Below are 22,422 nucleotides of genomic sequence, written 5' to 3'. Positions count from 1 at the left end.
GCTCGCGGGGTCTGGTGCCCGATCCGAACGAAAGACCCTCACCCGCCGGAACTACACCCGGACCGCGCATCCCACCGGTTCGGACCCGCCCAGCGTCACGTACAACGCCGTGAGCGCAGGGCACTTGGCGCGGTCGACCGCCGCGGCGGCCACCCGGTACTGGGGTTTCTCCTTGCCGGAGCCGTCGCAGGCGGTCTCGCGGACCTGGCCGCGGCCCGCCGAGTACACGCAGTCCCCGACGATCGTGCGGGGCCCGCCGCCGCCCCCCGGATCCCCGGGGTGCGGCGGCTCCAGGTTGCGCATGCAGGCGTAGCCCTGCGGGATCTCCCCGGCGGCGGTTCCGTCACTCCCGACGAGCGAGGGCCGGTCCTCGCTGATGTGCAGGACGAAGTCGGTGCGGGCCGGGCACGTCGGCCCGTCCGCCACCTTTCCGTCGTAGCGCGCGGTGACCCGCGCCACCGCCCGCTCGCTCCTGCACGGCACCTCGGTGAACGTGTCGCGCCCCCGCGAGCTGCACTCGTCCACGGCGAGGAACACCGCCCCGTACCCCGACGGCGACCGGCTGGCCCCCGGCGAAGGACCGCCGGACCCCGTATCCGGCGACCCCTGACACGCCGCGAGCGTCATGGCGAGCAACGCCGCGCACACCGCCCCCACCCACCGCGCCCTGTTCCACGCAAGCATGGCAATCCCCCCGATACACACCCCAGCGTGACCCGCCGGGGCGGGCGCACGCCAGGCGTGCAGGGTGGTTTGGGCCAGTTGGGGGTAGTGCGCCGGGTGTGCGGCGTACGTCTAGTACGACAACCCGTAGCCGATCGGGTACAGCACCTGCGCCGGATCGTCGGCCCGCTGCACCGGCACGGGCAGCTTGCCCCGCGGCCTGGCCCGGCCGGCGATCACCCGGACCGCGGCCCGCAGTTCGACGTCGGTCCACGAGTACGAGGCGAGCGAGGCCCCGACGCCGGGCACCTGCGCGATGTCGTACGGGTTGCGGATCGCGACGGCGACGACCGGGACGCCGGTGGCGGCCAGGGCGTTCACGAGCCGCTGCTGAGCGCTGCCCGCCGTGACGTTGTACGTGCCGACCAGGACGGCGTCCTTGCCCTGAGCGGCGGCGACCGCCTCGGCGATCTTCGCCTGGTTCGGCGCCGTCCCGGTCGACAACACCGTGGCGGTGAAGCCGAGTTCGGTCAGGGCCTGGCCGAGTGTCGTCGTCGGCGGGCCCGTCGTGCCGGAGGGGGAGGCCGGGTCGGCGCCGACCACCAGGATGTTCCTGTGGGTGCGCCGCGACAGCGGGAGCAGCCCGTTCTTGTTGAGCAGGAGCGTCGTGGTGGCCTCGGCGATGCGGTCGGCGGCGGCCAGGTGGTCGCGGGTGCCGACGGTCTTGTCGACGCCGCGGCCGGTGACGTACGGCTCGTCGAACAGGCCCAGCTTCTCCTTGAGGCGCAGGACGCGCAGGATCGACTCGTCGAGGCGCTCCTCCGTCAGCTCGCCGTTCTTCACGGCGCCGAGGACGGCGTTCCAGGACACCTCCAGGGAGGGCGGGTTGAGGAGCTGGTCCACGCCCGCCTTCAGGGCGAGCACCGGCACGCGGTCGTCGCCGTACTTGTCGCGTACGCCCTGCATGCCGAGGGAGTCGGTGACGATGAGGCCCTCGAAGCCGAGTTCCTGGCGCAGGATGCCCGTCATGATCGGGTGCGAGAGCGTCGCCGGGTCGCCCGAGCCGTCGAGGTCGGGGACCATGATGTGCGCGGTCATGATCGAGTCGATGCCCGCGGCGATCGCGGCCTTGAACGGCGGCGCGTCGATCTCCTGCCACTGCTCGCGCGTGTGCGTGATGATCGGGAAGCCGAAGTGGCTGTCGGTGGCGGTGTCGCCGTGGCCGGGGAAGTGCTTGGCCGTGGAGGCGATGTCCGAGCTTTGGTAGCCCTTGACCTCGGAGGCGACCAGGCCCGCGACGGCCTCGGGATCGGCGCCGAAGGAGCGCACGCCGATGACCGGGTTGGCCGGGTTGATGTTCACGTCGGCGTCGGGCGCGTAGTTCTGGCGGATGCCGACCGCGCGCAGTTCGGCGCCGGCGATCCGGCCCAGGGTGCGGGCGTCGGAGCGGGAGCCGCCCGCGCCGATGGCCATGGCGCCCGGGAAGAGCGTCGCGGGCTCGCCGACGCGGCAGACGATGCCGTGTTCCTGGTCGGTGGAGATGAGCAGCGGGATACGGCTCGGCTGGGAGAGACCCGCGCGCTGGATCCCGTTCGAGAGGTCGGCGATCTGGTGCGGGTCGCGGGTGTTGTGCGCCCAGGTGAAGTAGATGATGCCGCCGAGCTTGTACTTGTCGATCAGTTCGGCCGCGGTACGGACGCCGATCTCGGCGAGGTTGGCGTCGATGTCGGCCTGGTCGGGGTCGGTGGCGGAGTGGCCGTAGACCCGCATCACGAAGAGCTGGCCGACCTTCTCCTCGAGGCTCATCCGGGAGATGAGCTGCTTGAGTCGCGCGTCCTTGCCCTTGCGTGACGCGTCGTCGGCCTGGGCCGGGACGCCGGACAGGGTGACCGCGGCGGCGCCCGCGGTGGCGGCGGCGAGCAGGGTGCGTCTGGACAGGCTGTGGTGCACTTGCGCACTCCTTCCGGAGGAGAACTGGTGATCCATACCCTGAAAGAAACTTCCGAGGGTCACGATTATCCGGAAAGTTTCTGCCAGTCAAGGGTGCGCGCAGCCGGGGCGGCAGAAGGGTCGGAGGAAGGGCCGTCACCGGCGCAAAGGGAGGGGGGCGCGCCGGTGACGGCGTGCTGCCGGCCGCAGGCGGCGGAGAGGGTGGTCAGCATTCGCAGCCAGCAGCGAGGCCGACACCGCTCTGCGGAGACTCTCCGGCAGCATGCCGTTCTGACGGAGCGGTACGCGGGCGGGTTCCCCGCTTTCCGAGGATTGCCGGAAAGTGGTGCGCCGGTGAAACCAGGGGAGCGGCATCGCTCCTGAGCGCCGGTCAGCGGGCCTGGTCCGCCTGATCCGCCCGATCCGGCTCCCGGGTGACCTCGCCCCATCGCTCCCGCAGCGTCCGTACCGCCTCCGCGATGGCCGGCCTGCGCGACGCCCCTGTCCGCCACAGCGCGTACAAGTGCCGTACGGGCATGGGGTCCAGCGGCACGGCGACGACGCCGTCCGGCAGCGGGCCGCGGCCGAGCCGGGGGATCAGCGCGACGCCGAGCCCGGCCGCGACGAGCGCGGTCAGCGTCGGGTTCTCCTCGGCCTGGTGCCTGATGTCGGGCTCGAAGCCCGCCGCCCGCAGCGTCCGCACCAGCCAGTCGTGGCACACCCGCCCCGGCGGCTGTGACACCCACCGCTCGCCGCCGAGCTCCTCTCGGCGCACCGTGTCACGTCCCGCGAGCGGATGCCCGGCCGGCACGAGCAGGTCGCACAGGTCGTCCCCGATGGCGGCCTGCTCCACGCCGGCGGGGGCCGGCAGCGGCGCGATGTCCCAGTCGTGGGCGACGGCCAGGTCGACGGCCCCCTTGGCGACCAGATCGACCGACAGATGCGGGTCGACCTCCGTGAGCCGGGCATCCAGCGCGGGATGCCGTACGGCGAGATCCGCGAGGACGGACGGCAGCAGGCCGCGCGCCGCCGAGGCGAACGCGGCGATCGTCAGCCGCCCGGCCGGGAGTCCGCGCCGCTCCTCCAGATCGGTCTCGGCACGCTCGACGATGACCATCAAGTCCTGTGCGGTACGGGCGAGTTCGAGGGCCTCGTCGGTGAGGCGGACGCCCCGCCCGTGCCGTTCGAGAAGCACGGTCCGCGTCTCCCGCTCCAGCTTGGAGATCTGCTGCGAGACCGCGGACGGCGTGTAGCCGAGCGCCGCCGCGGCGGCCCCGACCGTGCCGTGCACGGAGACGGCGTGCAGCGCGCGCAGCCGCTGGAGATCGAGCATGCCGGCCTCCCGGTGGGTCTGGGGCGGAGTCTGGGGCATTCATTAGCGTTACTGAATTCAACCATGCAGACATTCGCGCTGGTGCTACATGGTTGTGCCCGGTGATCCTCGACGCATGGCTCCTACGCTCCCCATGCGCCCGTCCCACATCGCGCTCGCCGTCCTCGTCACCGCCATCTGGGGCGTCAACTTCGTCGTCATCGAGGTCGGCCTCGACCACTTCCCGCCGTTGCTCTTCTCGGCCCTGCGCTTCCTCGTCGCGGCGCTGCCCGCCGTGTTCTTCGTGGGGCGGCCCAAGGTGGCGTGGAAGTGGGTGGTCGGTGTCGGACTGGCCCTCGGCGTCATGAAGTTCGGCCTGCTCTTCGTCGGCATGAACCAGGGGATGCCCGCCGGGCTCTCCTCCCTCGTCCTGCAGATCCAGGCCGTGTTCACCGCACTGTTCGCCTTCGTCGCGCTCGGCGAACGGCCCGGCCGCATCCGCCTGGCCGGCATGGTCGTCGCGCTCGCCGGGATCGGCGTCGCCGCCGCCGACGAGGGCGCGAGCGGCCCCCTGCTCGGCTTCACCCTCGTCGTCGTGGCCGCCGTCGGCTGGGGCGTTTCGAACGTCCTCACCCGCAAGGCGGCGCCGTCCGCACCCTTCACCTTCATGGTGTGGACGTCGGCCGTCCCCGTCCTGCCGCTGCTCGCCCTCTCCCTCACCTTCGAGGGCTGGGACCGCGACACACAGGCGCTCGCGTCGCTCGACCGGACCGGCGCCGGCATCATCGCGTTCGTCGCCTGGGTCACCACGCTCTTCGGCTTCGGCGCCTGGAGCTTCCTGCTGCGCAGCCACCCCGCCTCGTCGGTCGCCCCGTTCACGCTGCTCGTCCCGGTGTTCGGGATGTCGTCCGCCGCGCTCTTCCTCGGCGAGAGCGTCAGCCCTCTGCGCTGGTGCGCCGCCGCGCTGCTCGTCGGCGGTGTAGCCCTCGCATCGCTGGCGCCCGCTCCCCGGAACCGGGCCGTCCAGCGTGTGGACACTCCGGCGCCCGCGCTGCCCGTCGAGGACCATGAAGCGCATGCCAGTCGTTGAGATCCCCGGTTCCAAGTCCGTGACGGCGAGGGCCCTGTTCCTCGCCGCGGCCGCGCAGGGCACCACCACCCTCGTGCGCCCCCTCAGCTCCGACGACACCGAGGGCTTCGCCGAAGGACTGCTCCGGCTCGGCTACGGCGTCGAACGCGGCCCGGACGCCTGGCACATCGAGGGCCGCCCGACGGGCCCCGCCACCACCGACGCCGACGTGTACTGCCGCGACGGCGCGACCACCGCCCGCTTCCTGCCCACGCTCGCGGCGGCAGCCACGCACGGCACGTACCGCTTCGACGCCTCGCCCCAGATGCGCCGCCGCCCCCTCGCGCCGCTCACCAGGGCCCTGCGCGACCTGGGCGTGGACCTCCGCCACGAGGAGGCCGAGGGGCATCATCCGCTCACGGTCACGGCGGGCGGGGTTCAGGGCGGCGACGTGACCCTGGACGCGGGCCAGTCGTCCCAGTACCTCACCGCGCTCCTGCTGCTCGGCCCGCTGACCGAGACCGGCCTGCGCATCACCGTCACCGACCTGGTCTCGGCGCCGTACATCGGGATCACCCTCGCGATGATGCGCAGCTTCGGGGCGGAAGTCAGCCGCGACGGCGGTGTGTTCACGGTCGCGCCCGGCGGCTACCGTGCCACCACCTACGCGATCGAACCCGACGCCTCGACCGCGAGTTACTTCTTCGCGGCGGCGGCCGTCACCGGCGGCGAGGTAACCGTCGAAGGGCTCGGGAAGGACGCACTCCAGGGCGACCTGGGGTTCGTCGACGTACTGCGGCGCATGGGCGCCGGGGTGACGACGACGGCGGACCGCACCACGGTCACCGCCCCCGGCCCCGACGGCCTGTCCGGCATCACGGTCAACATGCGGGACATCTCCGACACGATGCCGACCCTCGCCGCGATCGCGCCGTACGCGAGCGGTCCGGTCCGCATCGAGGACGTCCACAACACCCGCGTCAAGGAGTGTGACCGCCTGGAAGCCTGCGCGCAGAACCTGCGCGCGCTCGGGGTGACGGTGGCGACGGGACCCGACTGGATCGAGATCCAGCCGGGCACCCCGGCCCCGGCAGAGATCACCACGTACGGGGATCACCGCATCGCGATGTCCTTCGCGGTGACGGGCCTTCGGATCCCGGGCGGCGTCGCGTTCGACGACCCGGGGTGCGTGCGGAAGACGTTCCCCGACTTCCACGAGGCGTTCGCGAAGGTGTTCGGACAGCCGTCTACGCCGATTCGTTGAGCAGCCGGGCGAGATGCTCACGCCCGGCGGTCAGAAGCCCGGGCAGCGGGGCGGCGTCCGGGTACCAGCGCTTCTCGTACTCCCAGCACAGCCACCCGTCCCAGCCCTCGCGGCACAGGACGTCCACGACCTCGGTGAGCGGCAGCACGCCCGCGCCCAGCGCGAGCGGCGTCGTGTCGTCGGCGCTCGCGATGTCCTTCACCTGTACGTAGCCCAGGTGCGGGGACAGCGCCGCGTACGACTGAACGGGCTGCTCGCCGCCGAGCCACGTGTGCATGACGTCCCACAGGGCGCCGACCTGCCGGTGTCCGACCGGGCCGAGCACGCGCGTCGCGTCGGCTCCGGTGCGGTGCGAGTCGTGCGTCTCCAGGAGGATGCGGACGCCGAGGTCCGCGGCGTACTCGGCGGCGGTGCCCAGGCGCCGGGCGGCCGTGGCGTCAGCCTCGGCGGGGCTCTGCTCCGTTCCGCCGCCCGGGAAGACGCGTACGTAGGGCGCTCCGACGTCGCGGGCGAGTTCGAGGAGTGACCTGATCTCCGCGATCACGGGTTCGTCCTCGCCGGGGGCGGCCACCCGCGCGTACCCGGCGAGCCCGAGGATCTCGACCCCGGAGGCCTTGAACTCGGCGGCGGCGTCGGCCCGTTCGGTGAGTCCGAGCCCCGGGTGTACGGGTTCCTCGGGGTGGGCGCGCAGCTCGACACCGTGATACCCGTGATCGCCGGCGAGCCGGACGACATCGGCGAGGGGAAGCCCGGGAACCCCGAGCGTGGAGAAGGCCAGTTTCATGGCGGGGACGCTACCGGGCCCCGGGCAGGGGTCAAGGGCGCGCCGGGCGCGGGTGCGGCGGCCGGGTGAAGGGGTCGCGCGACACGCCCCGGTGACGGGGCGACACCCGGCCGCGCCCGCCGCAATCCCTTCCCCGCTCCAAGCTTCTGCAACGTCCCGGCCATGCGGGTCACGGCTTGGCCAAGCCGATTCCGTGCGTTGGCCACGTATTCATCGCCCGCCCCGGGTGTGCCTCACCTCGGCCCTGGACAGTGGCTCACCGAAACGCACGTGCCCCCGCACGCCCGTGGACGAACCAGGGCCCCAACCATCCATTTGTACACGGGAGTTCATGGTCGTCCGTCGCATGAAGGGATCCCCATGCCCGAGTTCACCCGTCGCGACGAGAACGACGGCCTCTTCGACCACGTGCCGCCGCCGACGGCGCCCGCCGGGACGAAGGGCGAGTACGTCCAGGGGCTGCCGATCGGCGCCGGGTTCCGGGTGCCCGCCATCATCGTGTCGCCTTGGACGGTGGGCGGCTGGGTCGCGAGCGAGACCTTCGACCACACCTCGGCCCTGCAGTTCCTGGAGCGGTTCACCGGTGTCGAGGAGCCCAACATCACCGACTGGCGCCGTGCCACGTTCGGCGACCTGACGTCGGCGTTCCGGTTCTCCCGCGGCAGGCCGCACGCCCCGCGCCTGCCCGACGACACGGCGGAGCAGCTGGAGAAGGCGAAGCAGGAGGTGGCCACGCTCCCGAAGCCGACGCTCCCGGGGGCGGACCAGCACTTCCCGCACCAGGAGAGGGGCCGCCGCCCCCAGGTGTGACCGTCGGCGCAGGTTTCGGGCGGGTGAGCGGACGCGGACGGCGCTCACCCGCCCGCACCTGAGGCGGAGCCTCACCCGCCCGCACCTGAGGCGGAGCCTCACCCGCCCGCACCTGAGGCGGAGCCTCACCCGCCCGCACCTGAGGCGGAGCCTCACTCACCCGCCCGCGCCCGAGGCGGCGCCTGGTTCAGTCGGCCACGCCCGAGGGTGGCGCCTCGTTCGCCGGCCCCTGCCCCGAGGGTGGCGCCTCGTTCACCGGCCCGCAGCCGAGCGCGGCGCCCTGCTCACCCGCCCGCCCGAGGCTCACGCCTTGGACGGCACTCCGGTCGACCCCCGCACCATCAACTCGCCCTGCACGACCGCCATCCCTCCGGCAGGAGCCGCCTCGCGGCCCATCGCGATGCGGCCCGCGCGGGCCCCCGCCTCCGCCAGCGGCAGCCGGACCGTCGTGAGAGCCGGTACCGCGTCCACGCTGAACGGCAGGTCGTCGAAGCCGGCCACCGACACGTCCCCCGGAATACTCAGGCCCGCCTCTCGCAACGCGGCGCACGCGCCGAGCGCCACCGTGTCGTTCGCGGCGACCACGGCCGTCAACGACGGCTCGCGGCGCAGGAGTTCGACCGTCGCCTCGTATCCGGACCGCCGGTCGTACGGGCCGTGCACGGTCCACCCGGCGTCGTCGGGCACGCCCCGCGCCGCCAGCGCCGCGCGGTGCCCTTCGAGGCGGTGGCGGGTCGTCGTCCGTTCCTCGGGGCCCGCGATGTAGCCGATCCTGCGGTGGCCGAGGTCGAGCAGGTGGTCCGTGAGGGCCTTGCCGCCGCCGCGGTTGTCGAAGGCGAGCGCCACCGCGTCCGCGTCCGGCACGGGCGGCCGCCCGCACAGGACGACCCGGGTCCCGGCGTCCGCGAGACGCCGCAGCTTCCCGGAGATCGCCTTGGCGTGCTCGGCGTCCTCGACGGCGCCGCCCGTGAGGACGACGGCCGCCGCCCGCTGGCGCTGGAGGAGTGTCAGATAGGTGAGTTCGCGCTCGGGCGACCCGCCGGTGTTGCACACGACCGCGAGCCGCTCGCCGCCCGCGCGTCCGCCGGGCCCCACGATCTCGGACTGCACGGCCCCGGCCATGATCCCGAAGAACGGGTCGGCGATGTCGTTCACGAGGATGCCGACCAGGTCGGAGGTGGCGGCGGCCAGGGCGCTGGCCGGCCCGTTCAGCACGTAGTCGAGGTCGTCCACCGCGCGCAGCACCCGCTCGCGCGTGGCCGCGGCCACGGGGTAGTTGCCGTTCAGTACGCGGGACACGGTGGCGGGGGAGACCTGGGCGCGGGCCGCCACGTCCGCCAGGGTCACGGTCATCGCATCATCCTCCGGTCGCCGTCCGGTCCCCCGTCCGGCCTCGCATCCCGTTTCATCAGCCCCCGGTCTTGTCCGACCGGCTGTGCAGAGGCTAGCTTCTTCACGTGTAGAAAGCGCTTGCTACGACGAGCGTGTTCTTCATCGGCGTCTGTACGAAGGGACTCTCGTGACACGCAAGACGGTGCGCATCGCCATGAACGGGGTGACGGGGCGCATGGGCTACCGCCAGCACCTCGTCCGCTCGCTCCTCGCCCTGCGCGAACAGGGCGGCCTCGACCTGGGCGACGGCACGGTGCTGTGGCCGGAGCCGGTGCTCGTCGGCCGCCGCGAGCACGCGCTGCTGGCGCTCGCCGAGCAGCACGGCCTCGACCCGGCGAACGTCTCCACCGACCTCGACGCCGTCCTCGCCGACGACACGATCGACATCTACTTCGACGCGCAGGTCACGTCCGCCCGCGAGGAGGCGCTCAAGAAGGCCATCGCCGCCGGAAAGCACCTCTACACCGAGAAGCCCTCGGCGACGAGCCTCGACGGCGCGCTCGAACTGGCCCGCCTGGCGAAGGCGAAGGGCATCAAGCACGGCGTCGTCCAGGACAAGCTGTTCCTGCCGGGCCTGCTCAAGCTCAAGCGCCTCATCGACAGCGGCTTCTTCGGGCGGATCCTGTCCGTGCGCGGCGAGTTCGGCTACTGGGTCTTCGAGGGCGACTGGCAGGAGGCACAGCGGCCGAGCTGGAACTACCGGTCGGAGGACGGCGGCGGCATCGTCGTCGACATGTTCCCGCACTGGGAGTACGTGCTCCACGAGCTGTTCGGCCGCGTGACCAGCGTGCAGGCGCTGGCCTCGACGCACATCCCGCAGCGCTGGGACGAGGGCGGCAAGCCGTACGACGCGACGGCCGACGACTCGGCGTACGGCATCTTCGAGCTCGACGGCGGCGCCGTCGCACAGATCAACTCCTCCTGGTCGGTACGGGTCAACCGGGACGAGCTCGTCGAGTTCCAGGTGGACGGCACCGAGGGCTCCGCCGTCGCCGGGCTGCGTAACTGCCGCGTCCAGCACCGCGCTTCGACCCCGAAGCCCGTATGGAACCCGGACCTGCCGGCCACGTACTCCTTCCGCGACCAGTGGCAGGAGGTCCCCGACAACCAGGAGTTCGACAACGGCTTCAAGGCGCAGTGGGAGCTGTTCCTCAAGCACGTGTACGCCGACGCGCCCTACCGCTGGGACCTGTTCGCCGGCGCCCGCGGGGTGCAGCTCGCCGAGCTCGGCCTGAAGTCGTCGGCCGAGGGCCGCCGCCTGGACGTCCCGGAGATCGAGCTGTGACGATCCGACTCCCCGGCCCCGGCGGTTCGCTGCGCGACCACACCCCGCGCGCCGAGCCGGCCTCCTTCACCACGGGCGCGCCGCTCGTCTCGCGGACCGTCTTCTCGGCGGCGCACGTCGTCGCCGACCCGCTCGCCGACGCCGGCCCCGACGTGGCCGCCGTCGACTGGGACGCGACGCTCGCCTTCCGCCGTCATCTGTGGGCGCACGGCCTGGGCGTCGCCGAGGCCATGGACACCGCCCAGCGCGGCATGGGCCTCGACTGGGCGGGCGCGGCCGAGCTGATCAAGCGCTCGACCGCCGAGGCCAGGTCGGCCGGAGGTGCCATCGCGTGCGGGGTGGGCACCGACCAATTGACCGGGCCCGCCACGCTCGCCGAGGTCCGCGCGGCCTACGAGGAACAGCTCGCGCTCGTGGAGGGGACGGGCGCGCAGGCGATCCTCATGGCCTCGCGGGCACTGGCGGCCGCGGCGTCCGGACCCGAGGACTACCTCGACGTCTACGGGCATCTGCTGCGCCAGGCATCCGAGCCCGTCATCCTGCACTGGCTCGGCCCGATGTTCGACCCCGCCCTGGACGGCTACTGGGGTTCACCGGACCTCGACGCCGCCACGGAGACGTTCCTCGACGTCATCGCCGCGCACCCCGACAAGGTCGACGGCATCAAGGTCTCGCTCCTGGACGCCCGGCGCGAGGTCGAGCTGCGCCGCCGCCTCCCGCGGGGCGTGCGCTGCTACACGGGGGACGACTACAACTACCCCGAGCTGATCGCGGGCGACGAGCAGGGCTTCAGCCACGCGCTCCTCGGCATCTTCGACCCGCTGGGCCCGCTCGCGGCCGAGGCGGTGCGCGTCCTCGACACGGGGGACACCGCCAAGTTCCGTGAACTGCTCGACCCGACGGTCGAGTTGTCCCGGCACCTCTTCGAGAAGCCGACCCGCTTCTACAAGACGGGCGTCGTCCTGCTCGCCTGGCTCGCGGGCCACCAGTCCCACTTCACGATGGTCGGCGGCCTCCAGTCGGCCCGCCCGCTCCCGCACCTCGCGCGCGCCTACGAACTCGCCGACGGCCTCGGCCTGTTCCCGGACCCAGCCCTTGCCGAGACCCGGATGAAGTCCCTGCTCAGCGTGTACGGAGTCGACCAGTGAGCCACGCCCTCGACCGCTTCTCCATCAACCAGATGACCGTCAAGCAGCTCGGGCTCGAAGAACTCGTCGCGGCCTGCGCCGAGTCGGAGGTCCCGGGCGTCGGCCTGTGGCGCGAGCCCGTGCAGACGTACGGGGTCGAGGCCGCGGCGAAGCTCGTACGGGACGCGGGGCTCGCCGTCACCACGCTGTGCCGGGGCGGCTTCCTCACGGCGATCGACCCGCACGCGCGCGTGCGGGCCCTCGAAGACAACCGCACGGCCGTCGACGAGGCCGCCGCCCTCGGCACGGACACCCTCGTCCTGGTCTCCGGCGGCCTCCCCGAAGGCAGCAAGGACCTGCACGGCGCGCGGGAGCGGATCGCCGACGCGCTCGCGGAGCTCGGCCCGTACGCCGCCGAGCGTGGGGTCCGGCTCGCCATCGAGCCGCTGCACCCGATGTACGCCTCGGACCGCTGCGTCGTGTCGACGCTGGCGCAGGCGCTCGACCTGGCCGAGCGCTTCCCCGCCGAGCAGGTCGGCGTGTGCGTGGACACGTACCACATCTGGTGGGACGACCGGGCGCCCGCGCAGATCGCGCGTGCCGGGGCGGGTGGGCGGCTGCACGCCTTCCAACTGGCTGACTGGACCACGCCGTTGCCCGAGGGCGTCCTCAACGGACGGGGGCAGATCGGTGACGGCGCGATCGACATGCGCGCGTGGCGCCGCCTCGTCGAGGACGCCGGGTACGCGGGGCCCATCGAGGTGGAACTCTTCAACGACGGGCTGTGGGCACGCGACGGGCGCGAGGTCCTCGCGGAGACGGCGGACCGCTTCGTGCGGCACGCCGGCTGAGCCCTCGGGCAGCGGCCGGCTCTGGGGCGGCGGCTGAGGGGCGGCTACAGGGGGCCGCCGCCCGCCTTCCTGCCCGCGGCCCGCTTGGTGAAGACCGTCAGCAGCACCGGGATCAGGAGTTCGACGACCCGCGTGACGGTCGCGGGCGGCAGGCCTGTCTTCTTCGCCACGGCGTTCGCGACCGGGCGGCTCATCTTCGAGAGGATCCCGGACATCAGCCCGCCGGCCGCCAGACCGCCGAGCCCGCCGAACGTGGCCACGCCCTGCAACGGCTGCTGCTCCTGTGTCTCGGCGAGCGCCTGCCGGACCTCCTCGGCCTGCGCGGGATCGGCCGTCGCCTTCTCCCTGAGCCCTCCGGAGAGCTCGGAGACGGTGGTGCCCACGACGTCCTGAGCGCCCGCCGCGTCCGTACCGAGCAGGTCGGCGATCTCGCCGAGACGGTCGTCGCCGAGCTCGTCGAGTACGTCCTTCTGCAGGGAGGGTTCGGCAGAACCGGTGTTTTCGCTCATGCCGGAAACGCTACGTCTGCCCCACTGCGTCGGCACCCCGAAAAGTTTCCGGGCGGACCGTGCAACCCTTTCCGCGACTTGCGGGTCGTATGTGGCATCAGGACTTCTGGAGGGGGATCCGGGGGGGATCGCGGGGGTTCTGATGGGGAGGGGAAGCTTCAGGGGGTCCGGTCCGCCGACCGGGCCCCCTTTTGCACGCCCACAAGCAGGCCCTGCCCAGAACTAGAAGAAGACCCCGCAGCGCAGCAGCACATTCGCGTACGGCCGCGCCTCTCCCGTACGGACGACGAGCCGAGCGCCCCGCGAGAGCTCCTTGAGCTCCTCGTGCGGGACGAAGGCGAGCGCGGGAAGCCGCTCCGCGAGCAGCCCCGCGGCCCCGGGGTTCGCGGCCCGGATCTCCGCGGCGGCCGTCCCGCCCTCCACCACCAGTTCGTCCAGGAGCCCGTCGAGGACCTCGGCGAACGACGGGACACCGGCCCGGAACGCCAGGTCCACGACTCGCGGCCCCGCCGGGATCGGCATGCCCGCGTCGCACACGAGCACGCCGTCGCCATGGCCCAGCTCGGCGAGCGCGCCGGCCAGGTGGCGGTTGAGTATTCCGGCCTTCCTCACAGCGCCGCGACCTCGGCGGTCGTCGGGTAGGACGCCTGGGCGCCCTCCCTCGTGACCGCCGCCGCGCCGACGCGGGCCGCGAAGGCCGCCGCGTCCGCGAGGCTCTCGCCCGCGCCGAGCCGCCACGCCAGGGCCGCCGTGAAGGCGTCCCCCGCACCGGTCGTGTCCACGGCCGTGACCTTGACGGACGGCACGCGGCACGTTCCCGTGCCGTCGGCCACCACCGCGCCTTCGGCGCCCAGCGTGATCACGACGGAGCGCGGCCCGAGGGCGAGCAGCGCCGGCGCCCAGTCCTCGGGCTCGCCGGTGACGTCCGCGCCGAGCACGACCCGCGCCTCGTGCTCGTTGACGATGAGCGGGTCGCAGGCAGCGAGGACCTCGGCGGGCAGGGGAGCGGGCGGGGACGGGTTGAGGACGAACCGGCTGCCCGGCGCCAGGGCCCGTACGACCTCGGCGACCGTGTCGAGCGGGATCTCCAGCTGCGCCGAGACCACCTGCGACGCGTGGAAGAGGCTGCCTGCGGCCTTGACGTCCTGCGGGGTGAGCCGGGCGTTGGCACCCGGTGACACCACGATGCTGTTGTCCCCGGACGGGTCCACCGTGATCAGGGCGACCCCGGTGGGCGCCCCGCCGACGAGGACGCCGACCGGGTCGACGCCCGCCGACTTCATCGAGTCGAGCAGCAGCCGCCCGTGGCCGTCGTCGCCGACCCGCGCGAGCAGCGCCGTCCGGGCCCCGAGGCGCGCGGCGGCGACGGCCTGGTTGGCGCCCTTGCCGCCCGGGTGGACGGCCAGGTCCGAGCCGAGGACGGTCTCCCCGGCGCCCGGGCGGCGCTCGACGACGGTCACCAGGTCGGCGTTGGCCGACCCCACCACCAACAGGTCGTAGTCGTGCATCGCTGTCACTTTCTCCGTGTTCTGGATGGGCGTTCTCGATGGGCCGGTCGGGCGCCCCGATCGGTGACTCGCAACCCGCGACGGTTACTTGAAGCTCGCGACGTTCTTCGAAGTGACGACCTTCACCGGCACCTTCACCATCTCTGCGACCTTCTTGTCCTTCGCCGCCCTGACCGCGTTCTGCACGGCGATCCGGCCGAGCTCCTTCGGCTGCTGCGCGACGGACGCGTACAGCGTGCCCGCCTGGACGGCCTTGAGGCCGTCCGGCGTGCCGTCGAAGCCGACGACGGCGACGGACTTGCCGGCCTTGGAGCCGAGCGCCTTGATCGCGCCGAGCGCCATCTCGTCGTTCTCGGCGAAGACACCGTCGACGCCCGCGTTGGCCTGGAGCATGTTCGTCATGACGTCGAGGCCCTTGGTGCGGTCGAAGTCCGCCGGCTGCTTGGCGACGACCTTGATGCCGGGGTACGCCTTGATGCCCTCGGCGAAGCCCTGGCCGCGCTCCCGGCTGGCGGAGGTGCCGGCCGTGCCCTGGAGGATCACGATCCTTCCGCTGCCGCCGAGCTTGTCGGCGAGCGTCTTCGCCGCCTGCCGGCCGCCCGCGACGTTGTCGGAGGCGACGAGCGTGGCCGTCTTCGCCTTGTTGACGCCGCGGTCGGCGGCGACGACGGGGATGCCGGCCTTGTTGGCGCCGCGCACGGCCGGGCCGACCGCGTCGGAGTCGACGGGGTTCACGATGACCGAGCTCATGCCCTCACTGGTGAAGTTCTGGAGCTGGTTGGCCTGCTGGGACGCGTCGTTCTGCGCGTCCGTGACCGTGAGCTTGATGCCCTCCTTCTTCGCCTCGGCCTGCGCGCCCGCCTTCATCTGCACGAAGAAGGGGTTGTTCAGCGTCGAGACGGACAGGCCGAGCTTGGTCGACTTGCCCGAAGAGCCGTTGTTCCAGAGGGAGATGCCGCCGATGATCGCCGCGGCGACGACGGCCGCGATCACGTACTGGGCGGCCTGTTTGCCCCTGGAGCCGCCCGGCCCGGACGTGACGCCGGCGGCCGTCGGGGTCGCGCCCGCCTTGCGGCGCACGGTGTCGAGGAGCACGGCGAGCGCGATGACGACGCCGATGACGACCTGCTGCCAGAACGCCGACACGGAAAGGAGGTTGAGGCCGTTCCTGAGCACCGCGAGGATCAGCGCGCCGATGAACGTGCCCGAAGCCTTGCCGACGCCGCCGGACAGCGAGGCGCCGCCGATGACGACCGCGGCGATGGCGTCCAGCTCGTAGCCCTGCGCGGCCTGCGGCTGCGCGGAGGTCAGACGCGAGGCGAGGACGATGCCCGCGACGGCGGCGAACAGGCCCGACAGGGCGTAGATGACGACCTTCTGCCGCTTGACGCGCAGCCCGGACAGGCGCGCCGCTTCCTCGTTGCCGCCGATCGCGAACATGGACCGGCCGATGAACGTACGGCCCAGGATCAGCGCCGTGATCAGCCCCATGACGACCATCACGAGCACCGGCACCGGCAGCCAGCCGCCGAGCGTGTCACCGATCCGCGAGACGGACTGCGGGAACGGGATCGGGCTGCCCTGCGAGATGACGAGCGACAGACCACGCCCCACCGACAGCATCGCGAGCGTCGCGATGAACGGCGGGAGCTTGCCGTACGAGATCAGCGCGCCGTTGACGAATCCGCAGGCGATACCGGTGACGACGGCGAGGATCACGGCGATCCCCACCGGGACGCCCTCGCTGGTCGCGGCCCACGCGAGGACCGTCGCCGACAGGGCGGCCACGGAGCCGACCGACAGGTCGATGCCGGCCGAGACGATGACGAAGGTGACGCCGAACGCGAGGATCGCGGTCACGGCGGCCTGCACGCCGACGTTGAGCAGGTTCTGCGTGGTCAGGAAGTCGCCGGACAGCAGCGACATCGCTATCACCAGGACGACCAGGGCGCTCAGTGCACCGTTGTCGAGCAGGACGCGGCGCAGGCCACCCGCGCCGGCCGTGCTGCTCTTGAGCGTGTCAGTGGCCACGGGAGCCCTCCACTTCATTGTGTACGGGGGTGGTTGCCGGGGAAGCGGCGGTGCTGACGGCCAGAGCCATCACGGAGTCCTGGGTCGCCTCGCCGGCCGCGAGCTCGCCCGCGATCCGGCCCTGCGCCATGACGAGGACCCGGTCGCTCATCCCGAGGACCTCCGGCAGATCGCTGGAGATCATCAGGACGGCGTGCCCGGCCGCGGTGAGTTCGTTGACGAGCTGGTAGATCTCGACCTTCGCGCCGACGTCGATGCCTCGCGTCGGCTCGTCGAGGATGAGGACCTTGATGTCGGCGAGCAGCCACTTGCCGATGACGACCTTCTGCTGGTTGCCGCCGGACAGGGTTCGCACATGCTGGCCGAGCCCGGCCATGCGCACACCGAGCTGCTCGGCCATCCGCGCGGCCGCGGCGCGCTGGGACCTGCGGTCCACGAGGCCCGCGCGGGTCGCCGACCGCAGCGTGACCAGGCCCAGGTTCTCCTCGACGGACGCGTCCAGGAGGAGGCCCTGTCCCTTGCGGTCCTCGGGCACGAGCCCGACGCCTGCGGCCATCGCCGCGTTCACGTCGTGCCGCGGCAGCCGCGCGCCCGCGACCTCGACGGTGCCCTTGTCGTACGGGTCGGCGCCGAATACGGCACGGACGACCTCGGTACGGCCCGCGCCCACCAGGCCCGCGATGCCGACGACCTCGCCGGCCCGCACCTCGAAGTGCACGTCGTGGAAGACACCGTCGCGGGTCAGCCCCTCGACCCGCAGCAACGGGGTGTCCGTGGTGTCGAGTTCGGGCCGCTCGCGCGGGTACTGCTGCTCGATGCTGCGGCCCACCATGAGCCGTACGAGCTCGGCCTCGGGGGTCGACGCGGGGACCTGGCCGACGCTTTTGCCGTCGCGGATGACCGTGACGCGGTCGCCCAGCGCGGCGATCTCCTCCAGGTGGTGGGTGATGAAGACGACGCCGACACCGTCCTCGCGCAGCGCGCGCACGATCCCGAAGAGCTTGTCCACCTCCTCCGAGGTGAGCACGGCCGTCGGCTCGTCCATGATCAGGACGCGCGCGTCCAGGCTCAGGGCCTTCGCGATCTCGACCATCTGGAGCCGGGCGATGCCCAGTTCGCGCACCCGGGTCCGGGGCGACACCGTCAGGCTGACGCGCCGCAGCAGCTCCTCGGCGTCGGCCTCCATCTTCTTCCGGTCGATCATCCCGAGGCGGCGCGGCTGGCGGCCCAGGAAGATGTTCTCGGCGACCGTCAGGTCGGGGACGAGGTTGAACTCCTGGTAGATGGTGGCGATCCCGAGGCGCTCGGCGTCCTGCGCCCCGTGGATACGGGTCTCCCGGCCGTCGACGACGATCCGGCCCGCGTCGGGCCGGTAGGCGCCGGAGAGCATCTTGATGAGGGTGCTCTTGCCCGCGCCGTTCTCGCCGAGCAGCACGTGCACCTCGCCGCGGCGCAGATCGAAGTCGACGCTGTCGAGCGCGACGACGCCGGGGAACGTCTTGCGTATCCCCTCGATGCGCAGCAGCTCGTCGGGCGGCCCGGCCGACTCCTGGGCCTGCCGCTCTTCCGGGTTGCTCACGGGTTCCTCCTCGTTGAGGTCGTGGCGGTGGGGGTGTCCGCGGGAGCCGCGGGGGCCGGGCTCTCCGCCTCGCCGCAGGACCGGCGGACGACCAGGCGCGCCGGCAGCGTCACCGACTGCGGGGGCCTGCCCTCGATGCGGTCGATCAGGGCCCGTACGGCGGCCCGGCCGAGTTCCTTGGTCGGCTGGGCGATCGCCGTGACCGGCGGGTCGGTGTGCACGAACCAGGGGATGTCGTCGAAGGCCGCGAGCCCGATGTCGTACGGGACGCGCAGCCCGGCGGCCCTGATCGCGTCGAGCGCGCCGAGCGCCATCAGGTTGTCGGCGGCGAACACGACCTCGGGCGGCTCGGACAGGGCGAGGAAGCGCTCCGTCGCGCGCCGGCCGCTGTCCGCCTGGAAGTCGCCCTGCCCGATGTAGGCGTCCGGCAGCGCGATCCCGTACGCGGCGAGCGCCTCGCGGAACGCCTCGACGCGCTCGCTGCCGGTCGTGGTGGCGGCGGGCCCCGCGATGATGGCGAGGCGGCGGTGGCCGAGGGCGTGCAGATGGGCCACGAGGTCGCGCACCGCGGCGCGCCCGTCGGAGCGGACCACGGGCACGTCCACGCCCGGGATCCAGCGGTCGACGAAGACCATCGGCGTACCGGCCCGCGCGGCTTCCAGCATCAGCGGCGAGCCGCCGTCGGTGGGGGAGACCAGGAGGCCGTCGATGCGCCGGTCGACGAGGGTGCGTACGTGGTGGTCCTGGATGTCGGGCTGCTCGTCCGCGTTCCCGATGATGACGCTGTAGCCCAGCGCGCGGGCCTCCTCCTCGACGGAGCGGGCCAGCTCGGTGAAGTACGGGTTGAGTACGTCGCTGATGACCAGGCCGAGCGTGCGGGTCTGGGCGGTGCGCAGGGAGCGGGCCACGGCGTTCGGGCGGTAGCCGAGCGCCTCGACGGCGCCGAGCACGCGGGTGCGGGCGTCCGGGCTCACGGACGGGTGGCTGTTCAGCACCCGCGAGACCGTGGCGACGGAGACACCCGCCGCCGCGGCGACGTCCTTGATGCTCGCCATCGCAGGACCACCTCCTTGTGGCTGCTTGGTCCGGAACGGATCCGAAACCTGGTCCGACACCGTCATGGAATCGATTACACGAAGGATTGGAATCGATTACACGGACTGTTGGCAACCCCCGTTCCGCTTGTCGAGACCGGATCGTGATGTACGCCGCCCCCGCGGGCCGGTGTCGGACGGCCGTGTCAGTGGTGCGTGAGACGCTGGCTGAGTCAGCCACGGAATCCGCACGGAAGGGGCACACGCCCGTGAATCACGCACAGCTCACCGCGCTCGGCCGGGCCCTGCGCCTCCTCGGCGAGCACGGCGAGGGCCTCAGCACCGACACACCCGACAGCAAGCTGCACGAGATGCGCGCGGACGTGAAGCGCGCGCTCGACCTCGTCGAGGACTCCGTCACCGGCGACCCGCCCACCACGCGCTGCCCGGAGCACCCGACGGGCCCGGTCGACGAGAACGCGCAGGACCTGTGCCTGCTCTGCGAGACCCGCCGCCGTGTCGCCCGCCGCTCCGAGATCAATGGCACGTATCCCACGAGACCCCGGCAGGGCGAGAGCGCGGACGCCCCGGCGATGTCGCGGTACGGCGTCCGGGAGGACCGCCCGCAGCCCCAGCAGCGCTGGCTCCCCGAGAAGTGGAACGGACAGGTGTGGCAGCTGTGCGGCACCCCGCGACACGACCGCAGGGAGGCCGAGCACTATCTCGCGGCCCAGCGCAGGGAGCCCCGCGCGGCCTCGGCGTACCGCCTGGTCCACGCGTTCACGGACTACGAGGTGGTGCGGGTCTGGGGCACGCCCATCAAGGTGGACATCGAACCCATGGGCGGCCTGTAGTCCGTAACCCGGGCACCGCTCCCCGGGTGTCCGACCCCACCGGTACGGTCACCTCATGCCGAACCCGGGGATGGCGGAGCTCGAGGGGGTCCTCGAGCGGATCACGTACGCCAACGAGGAGAGCGGGTACACGGTCGCCCGCGTCGACACCGGCCGCGGCGGCGGTGATCTGCTCACCGTCGTCGGCGCGCTGCTCGGCGCGCAGGCCGGCGAGTCGCTGCGCATGGAGGGCCGCTGGGGCTCCCATCCGCAGTACGGCAAGCAGTTCACCGTGGAGAACTACACGACGGTCCTGCCCGCCACCATCCAGGGCATCCGCCGCTATCTCGGATCCGGCCTGGTCAAGGGCATCGGCCCGGTCTTCGCCGACCGGATCACCCGTCACTTCGGCCTGGACACCCTCGACATCATCGAGCAGGAGCCGGGCCGCCTGATCGAGGTGCCGGGCCTCGGCCCCAAGCGCACGAAGAAGATCGCCGACGCCTGGGAGGAGCAGAAGGCCATCAAGGAAGTGATGGTCTTCCTCCAGAGCGTGGAGGTGTCCACGTCGATCGCGGTGCGCATCTACAAGAAGTACGGCGACGCGTCGATCTCCGTGGTCAAGAACCAGCCCTACCGGCTCGCGTCCGACGTCTGGGGCATCGGCTTCCTCACCGCCGACCGCATCGCGCAGTCCGTCGGCATCCCGCACGACAGCCCCGAGCGCGTCAAGGCGGGCCTGCAGTACGCACTTTCGCAGTCCACCGACCAGGGCCACTGCTTCCTGCCGGAGGAACAGCTGATCTCCGACGCGGTCAAGCTCCTCCAGGTCGACACGGGCCTGGTCATCGAGTGCCTGGGCGAACTGGCTGGCGAGGAGGAGGGCGTCGTACGGGAGCGGGTGCCGGGTCCGGACGGCGGGGCAGAGCTGGTGACCGCGGTCTACCTCGTCCCCTTCCACCGCGCCGAACTCTCCCTGTCCGCCCAGCTGTTGCGCCTCCTGCGCACGGACGAGGACCGGATGCCGGCGTTCCGGGACGTCGCGTGGGACAAGGCGCTGACCTGGCTCGCGGGGCGTACGGGGGTCGAGCTCGCGCCCGAGCAGCAGGAGGCCGTGAAGCTCGCCCTGACGAAGAAGGTCGCCGTCCTCACCGGAGGGCCCGGCTGCGGCAAGTCCTTCACGGTCCGCTCGATCGTCGAACTGGCCCGCGCCAAGCGGGCGAAGGTCGTTCTCGCCGCCCCCACGGGCCGCGCCGCCAAGCGCCTGGCCGAGCTGACCGGCGCCGAGGCGTCCACGGTCCATCGCCTGCTCGAACTCAAGCCGGGCGGTGACGCCGCCTACGACCGGGACAGGCCGCTCGACGCCGACCTCGTCGTGGTCGACGAGGCGTCGATGCTCGACCTCCTGCTGGCCAACAAGCTGGCCAAGGCCGTGCCGCCGGGCGCCCATCTGCTGTTCGTGGGCGACGTCGACCAGCTGCCGAGCGTCGGCGCGGGCGAGGTGCTGCGGGACCTGCTCGGCGAGGGCGGCCCGGTCCCCGCGGTCCGCCTCACCCGCATCTTCCGCCAGGCCCAGGAGTCCGGCGTCGTCACGAACGCGCACCGCATCAATGGGGGTCAGCATCCGCTCACCCAGGGCCTCAAGGACTTCTTCCTGTTCGTGGAGGAGGACACGGAGGAGGCGGGCCGGCTCACCGTCGATGTCGCCGCCCGCCGCATCCCCGCCAAGTTCGGCCTCGACCCGCGGCGCGACGTCCAGGTTCTCGCCCCGATGCACCGCGGCCCGGCCGGCGCCGGCACTCTCAACGGCCTGCTCCAGCAAGCCGTCACGCCCGCCCGCCCCGACCTCCCCGAGAAGCGCTTCGGCGGCCGGGTCTTCCGCGTGGGCGACAAAGTCACCCAGATCAGGAACAACTACGAGAAGGGGGAGAACGGCGTGTTCAACGGCACCGTCGGCGTCGTCACCTCCCTCGACGCGGACGAGCAGCGGCTGACCGTACTCACCGACGAGGACGAAGAAGTCGTATACGAATTCGATGAGCTGGACGAGCTGGCTCACGCGTATGCCGTGACGATCCACCGCTCCCAGGGAAGTGAGTATCCGTGCGTCGTGATCCCGGTCACGACCGGCGCCTGGATGATGCTGCAGAGGAACCTCCTCTATACGGCGATCACGCGGGCCAAGAAGCTGGTGGTGCTCGTCGGTTCACGCAAGGCGCTCGGTCAGGCGGTGCGCACGGTCTCCGCGGGAAGGCGCTGTACGGCACTCCGTTTCCGGCTCTCCGGGGGCACATCCTTCGGTTTGGTAACTTTCGATCGATCAAATGAGTCGGAAACGTCACACGGGCTTTCCGGAAGCAGGGCGAAGGGGGCAGGATGAGCAGGTTCGCGGCACTCAGTGCCGCGAATAGGCCCAATGGTCGACCCCGAGTGCACTCTGCT

The 22,422-nt window shown here is 72.1% G+C and carries 18 protein-coding genes and 1 pseudogene; 8 read left to right on the top strand and 11 right to left on the bottom strand.

Annotated features, from left to right (window positions below; translation table 11 throughout):
• Positions 1-51 precede the first annotated feature (51 nt).
• From ACWFR4_RS16760 to ACWFR4_RS16750, 3 genes are all read right to left on the bottom strand, one after another.
• On the bottom strand, positions 52-684 hold the full coding sequence (locus tag ACWFR4_RS16760; protein WP_453653050.1) for a hypothetical protein: 633 nt from the start codon (positions 682-684) through the stop codon (positions 52-54).
• Positions 685-795: 111 nt separating this feature from the next.
• A complete protein-coding gene (locus tag ACWFR4_RS16755) occupies positions 796-2,649 on the bottom strand; it encodes a glycoside hydrolase family 3 protein (protein WP_453653048.1) in 1,854 nt (617 codons plus the stop codon).
• A gap of 334 nt (positions 2,650-2,983) precedes the next feature.
• Positions 2,984-3,925 carry a LysR family transcriptional regulator gene (locus ACWFR4_RS16750; RefSeq protein ID WP_453653046.1) on the bottom strand — a complete coding sequence of 314 codons (942 nt, stop codon included), beginning with the start codon at positions 3,923-3,925 and terminating at the stop codon, positions 2,984-2,986.
• A gap of 133 nt (positions 3,926-4,058) precedes the next feature.
• On the opposite strand from ACWFR4_RS16750, the gene ACWFR4_RS16745 reads away from it, so the two are divergent.
• Together ACWFR4_RS16745 and aroA are read left to right on the top strand one after the other, a co-directional pair.
• Complete coding sequence (locus ACWFR4_RS16745) at positions 4,059-4,994, top strand: EamA family transporter (protein ID WP_453461648.1); 936 nt, start codon at positions 4,059-4,061, stop codon at positions 4,992-4,994.
• On the top strand, positions 4,981-6,237 hold the full coding sequence (gene aroA, locus ACWFR4_RS16740; protein WP_453653044.1) for a 3-phosphoshikimate 1-carboxyvinyltransferase: 1,257 nt from the start codon (positions 4,981-4,983) through the stop codon (positions 6,235-6,237). The genes ACWFR4_RS16745 and aroA overlap by 14 nt, the downstream gene beginning before the upstream one ends.
• Here the strand turns inward: aroA and ACWFR4_RS16735 are convergent.
• Positions 6,221-7,021 (bottom strand): sugar phosphate isomerase/epimerase family protein, encoded by an 801-nt coding sequence (locus ACWFR4_RS16735; RefSeq protein WP_453461629.1) that lies wholly within the window; start codon positions 7,019-7,021, stop codon positions 6,221-6,223. The two genes, aroA and ACWFR4_RS16735, sit on opposite strands and share 17 nt — an antisense overlap.
• Before the next feature lie 381 nt (positions 7,022-7,402).
• On the opposite strand from ACWFR4_RS16735, the pseudogene ACWFR4_RS16730 reads away from it, so the two are divergent.
• Positions 7,403-7,831: pseudogene (locus tag ACWFR4_RS16730) on the top strand (alkaline phosphatase family protein); the annotation flags it as partial.
• Positions 7,832-8,134: 303 nt separating this feature from the next.
• On the opposite strand, the gene ACWFR4_RS16725 reads toward ACWFR4_RS16730, so the two are convergent.
• Positions 8,135-9,184, bottom strand: a complete 1,050-nt coding sequence (locus tag ACWFR4_RS16725; RefSeq protein ID WP_453653042.1) for a LacI family DNA-binding transcriptional regulator — start codon at positions 9,182-9,184, stop codon at positions 8,135-8,137.
• Positions 9,185-9,350: 166 nt separating this feature from the next.
• Here ACWFR4_RS16725 and ACWFR4_RS16720 point away from each other — a divergent pair, with 166 nt between their 5' ends.
• Genes ACWFR4_RS16720 through ACWFR4_RS16710 form a run of 3 tightly spaced genes read left to right on the top strand, consistent with a single transcriptional unit; the run spans position 9,351 to position 12,486 of the window.
• On the top strand, positions 9,351-10,508 hold the full coding sequence (locus tag ACWFR4_RS16720) for a Gfo/Idh/MocA family protein (protein ID WP_453461625.1): 1,158 nt from the start codon (positions 9,351-9,353) through the stop codon (positions 10,506-10,508).
• The gene (locus tag ACWFR4_RS16715; RefSeq protein ID WP_453461622.1) at positions 10,505-11,656 is read left to right on the top strand and encodes a dihydrodipicolinate synthase family protein; all 1,152 of its coding nucleotides are present in this window, start codon (positions 10,505-10,507) and stop codon (positions 11,654-11,656) included. The genes ACWFR4_RS16720 and ACWFR4_RS16715 overlap by 4 nt, the downstream gene beginning before the upstream one ends.
• A gap of 32 nt (positions 11,657-11,688) precedes the next feature.
• Complete coding sequence (locus ACWFR4_RS16710; protein WP_453653081.1) at positions 11,689-12,486, top strand: sugar phosphate isomerase/epimerase family protein; 798 nt, start codon at positions 11,689-11,691, stop codon at positions 12,484-12,486.
• Between the two features lie 44 nt (positions 12,487-12,530).
• Here ACWFR4_RS16710 and ACWFR4_RS16705 read toward each other — a convergent pair whose 3' ends face one another.
• The 6 genes from ACWFR4_RS16705 to ACWFR4_RS16680 form a co-directional block, all read right to left on the bottom strand.
• Entirely contained in the window at positions 12,531-12,995 is a 465-nt protein-coding gene (locus ACWFR4_RS16705) for a DUF937 domain-containing protein (protein ID WP_453653040.1), read from the bottom strand.
• Positions 12,996-13,217: 222 nt separating this feature from the next.
• Positions 13,218-13,607 carry a D-ribose pyranase gene (gene rbsD / locus ACWFR4_RS16700; RefSeq protein ID WP_453461617.1) on the bottom strand — a complete coding sequence of 130 codons (390 nt, stop codon included), beginning with the start codon at positions 13,605-13,607 and terminating at the stop codon, positions 13,218-13,220.
• Positions 13,604-14,503 (bottom strand): ribokinase, encoded by a 900-nt coding sequence (locus ACWFR4_RS16695; protein ID WP_453461642.1) that lies wholly within the window; start codon positions 14,501-14,503, stop codon positions 13,604-13,606. Before ACWFR4_RS16695 ends, rbsD begins: the two co-directional genes overlap by 4 nt.
• An 84-nt stretch (positions 14,504-14,587) precedes the next feature.
• Positions 14,588-16,534, bottom strand: coding sequence for an ABC transporter permease/substrate-binding protein (locus ACWFR4_RS16690; protein WP_453461614.1), 1,947 nt, complete (start codon positions 16,532-16,534; stop codon positions 14,588-14,590).
• Positions 16,524-18,113, bottom strand: a complete 1,590-nt coding sequence (locus tag ACWFR4_RS16685) for a sugar ABC transporter ATP-binding protein (protein ID WP_453653038.1) — start codon at positions 18,111-18,113, stop codon at positions 16,524-16,526. The genes ACWFR4_RS16690 and ACWFR4_RS16685 overlap by 11 nt, the downstream gene beginning before the upstream one ends.
• Positions 18,110-19,168, bottom strand: a complete 1,059-nt coding sequence (locus tag ACWFR4_RS16680; protein ID WP_453461609.1) for a LacI family DNA-binding transcriptional regulator — start codon at positions 19,166-19,168, stop codon at positions 18,110-18,112. The genes ACWFR4_RS16685 and ACWFR4_RS16680 overlap by 4 nt, the downstream gene beginning before the upstream one ends.
• A 248-nt stretch (positions 19,169-19,416) precedes the next feature.
• Here ACWFR4_RS16680 and ACWFR4_RS16675 point away from each other — a divergent pair, with 248 nt between their 5' ends.
• Both ACWFR4_RS16675 and recD2 read left to right on the top strand, forming a co-directional pair.
• Entirely contained in the window at positions 19,417-20,001 is a 585-nt protein-coding gene (locus ACWFR4_RS16675) for a hypothetical protein (RefSeq protein ID WP_453461606.1), read from the top strand.
• Between the two features lie 55 nt (positions 20,002-20,056).
• Complete coding sequence (gene recD2 / locus ACWFR4_RS16670) at positions 20,057-22,360, top strand: SF1B family DNA helicase RecD2 (RefSeq protein WP_453653036.1); 2,304 nt, start codon at positions 20,057-20,059, stop codon at positions 22,358-22,360.
• Positions 22,361-22,422: the final 62 nt, after the last annotated feature.

This window comes from Streptomyces sp. NPDC055140, assembly GCF_053607285.1.
The sequence above is the reverse complement of the archived record's forward strand: the minus strand, read 5'-3'. Positions and strand labels throughout refer to the sequence as shown.

Excerpts from the sequence above, each read along its gene's own strand:
- ACWFR4_RS16760 (WP_453653050.1), bottom strand. The coding sequence starts at position 684 with ATGCTTGCGTGGAACAGGGCGCGGTGGGTGGGGGCGGTGTGCGCGGCG.
- ACWFR4_RS16755 (WP_453653048.1), bottom strand. The coding sequence starts at position 2,649 with ATGGATCACCAGTTCTCCTCCGGAAGGAGTGCGCAAGTGCACCACAGC.
- ACWFR4_RS16750 (WP_453653046.1), bottom strand. The coding sequence starts at position 3,925 with ATGCTCGATCTCCAGCGGCTGCGCGCGCTGCACGCCGTCTCCGTGCAC.
- ACWFR4_RS16745 (WP_453461648.1), top strand. The coding sequence starts at position 4,059 with ATGCGCCCGTCCCACATCGCGCTCGCCGTCCTCGTCACCGCCATCTGG.
- aroA (WP_453653044.1), top strand. The coding sequence starts at position 4,981 with ATGCCAGTCGTTGAGATCCCCGGTTCCAAGTCCGTGACGGCGAGGGCC.
- ACWFR4_RS16735 (WP_453461629.1), bottom strand. The coding sequence starts at position 7,021 with ATGAAACTGGCCTTCTCCACGCTCGGGGTTCCCGGGCTTCCCCTCGCC.
- ACWFR4_RS16725 (WP_453653042.1), bottom strand. The coding sequence starts at position 9,184 with ATGACCGTGACCCTGGCGGACGTGGCGGCCCGCGCCCAGGTCTCCCCC.
- ACWFR4_RS16710 (WP_453653081.1), top strand. The coding sequence starts at position 11,689 with ATGACCGTCAAGCAGCTCGGGCTCGAAGAACTCGTCGCGGCCTGCGCC.
- ACWFR4_RS16705 (WP_453653040.1), bottom strand. The coding sequence starts at position 12,995 with ATGAGCGAAAACACCGGTTCTGCCGAACCCTCCCTGCAGAAGGACGTA.
- ACWFR4_RS16695 (WP_453461642.1), bottom strand. The coding sequence starts at position 14,503 with ATGCACGACTACGACCTGTTGGTGGTGGGGTCGGCCAACGCCGACCTG.
- ACWFR4_RS16680 (WP_453461609.1), bottom strand. The coding sequence starts at position 19,168 with ATGGCGAGCATCAAGGACGTCGCCGCGGCGGCGGGTGTCTCCGTCGCC.
- recD2 (WP_453653036.1), top strand. The coding sequence starts at position 20,057 with ATGCCGAACCCGGGGATGGCGGAGCTCGAGGGGGTCCTCGAGCGGATC.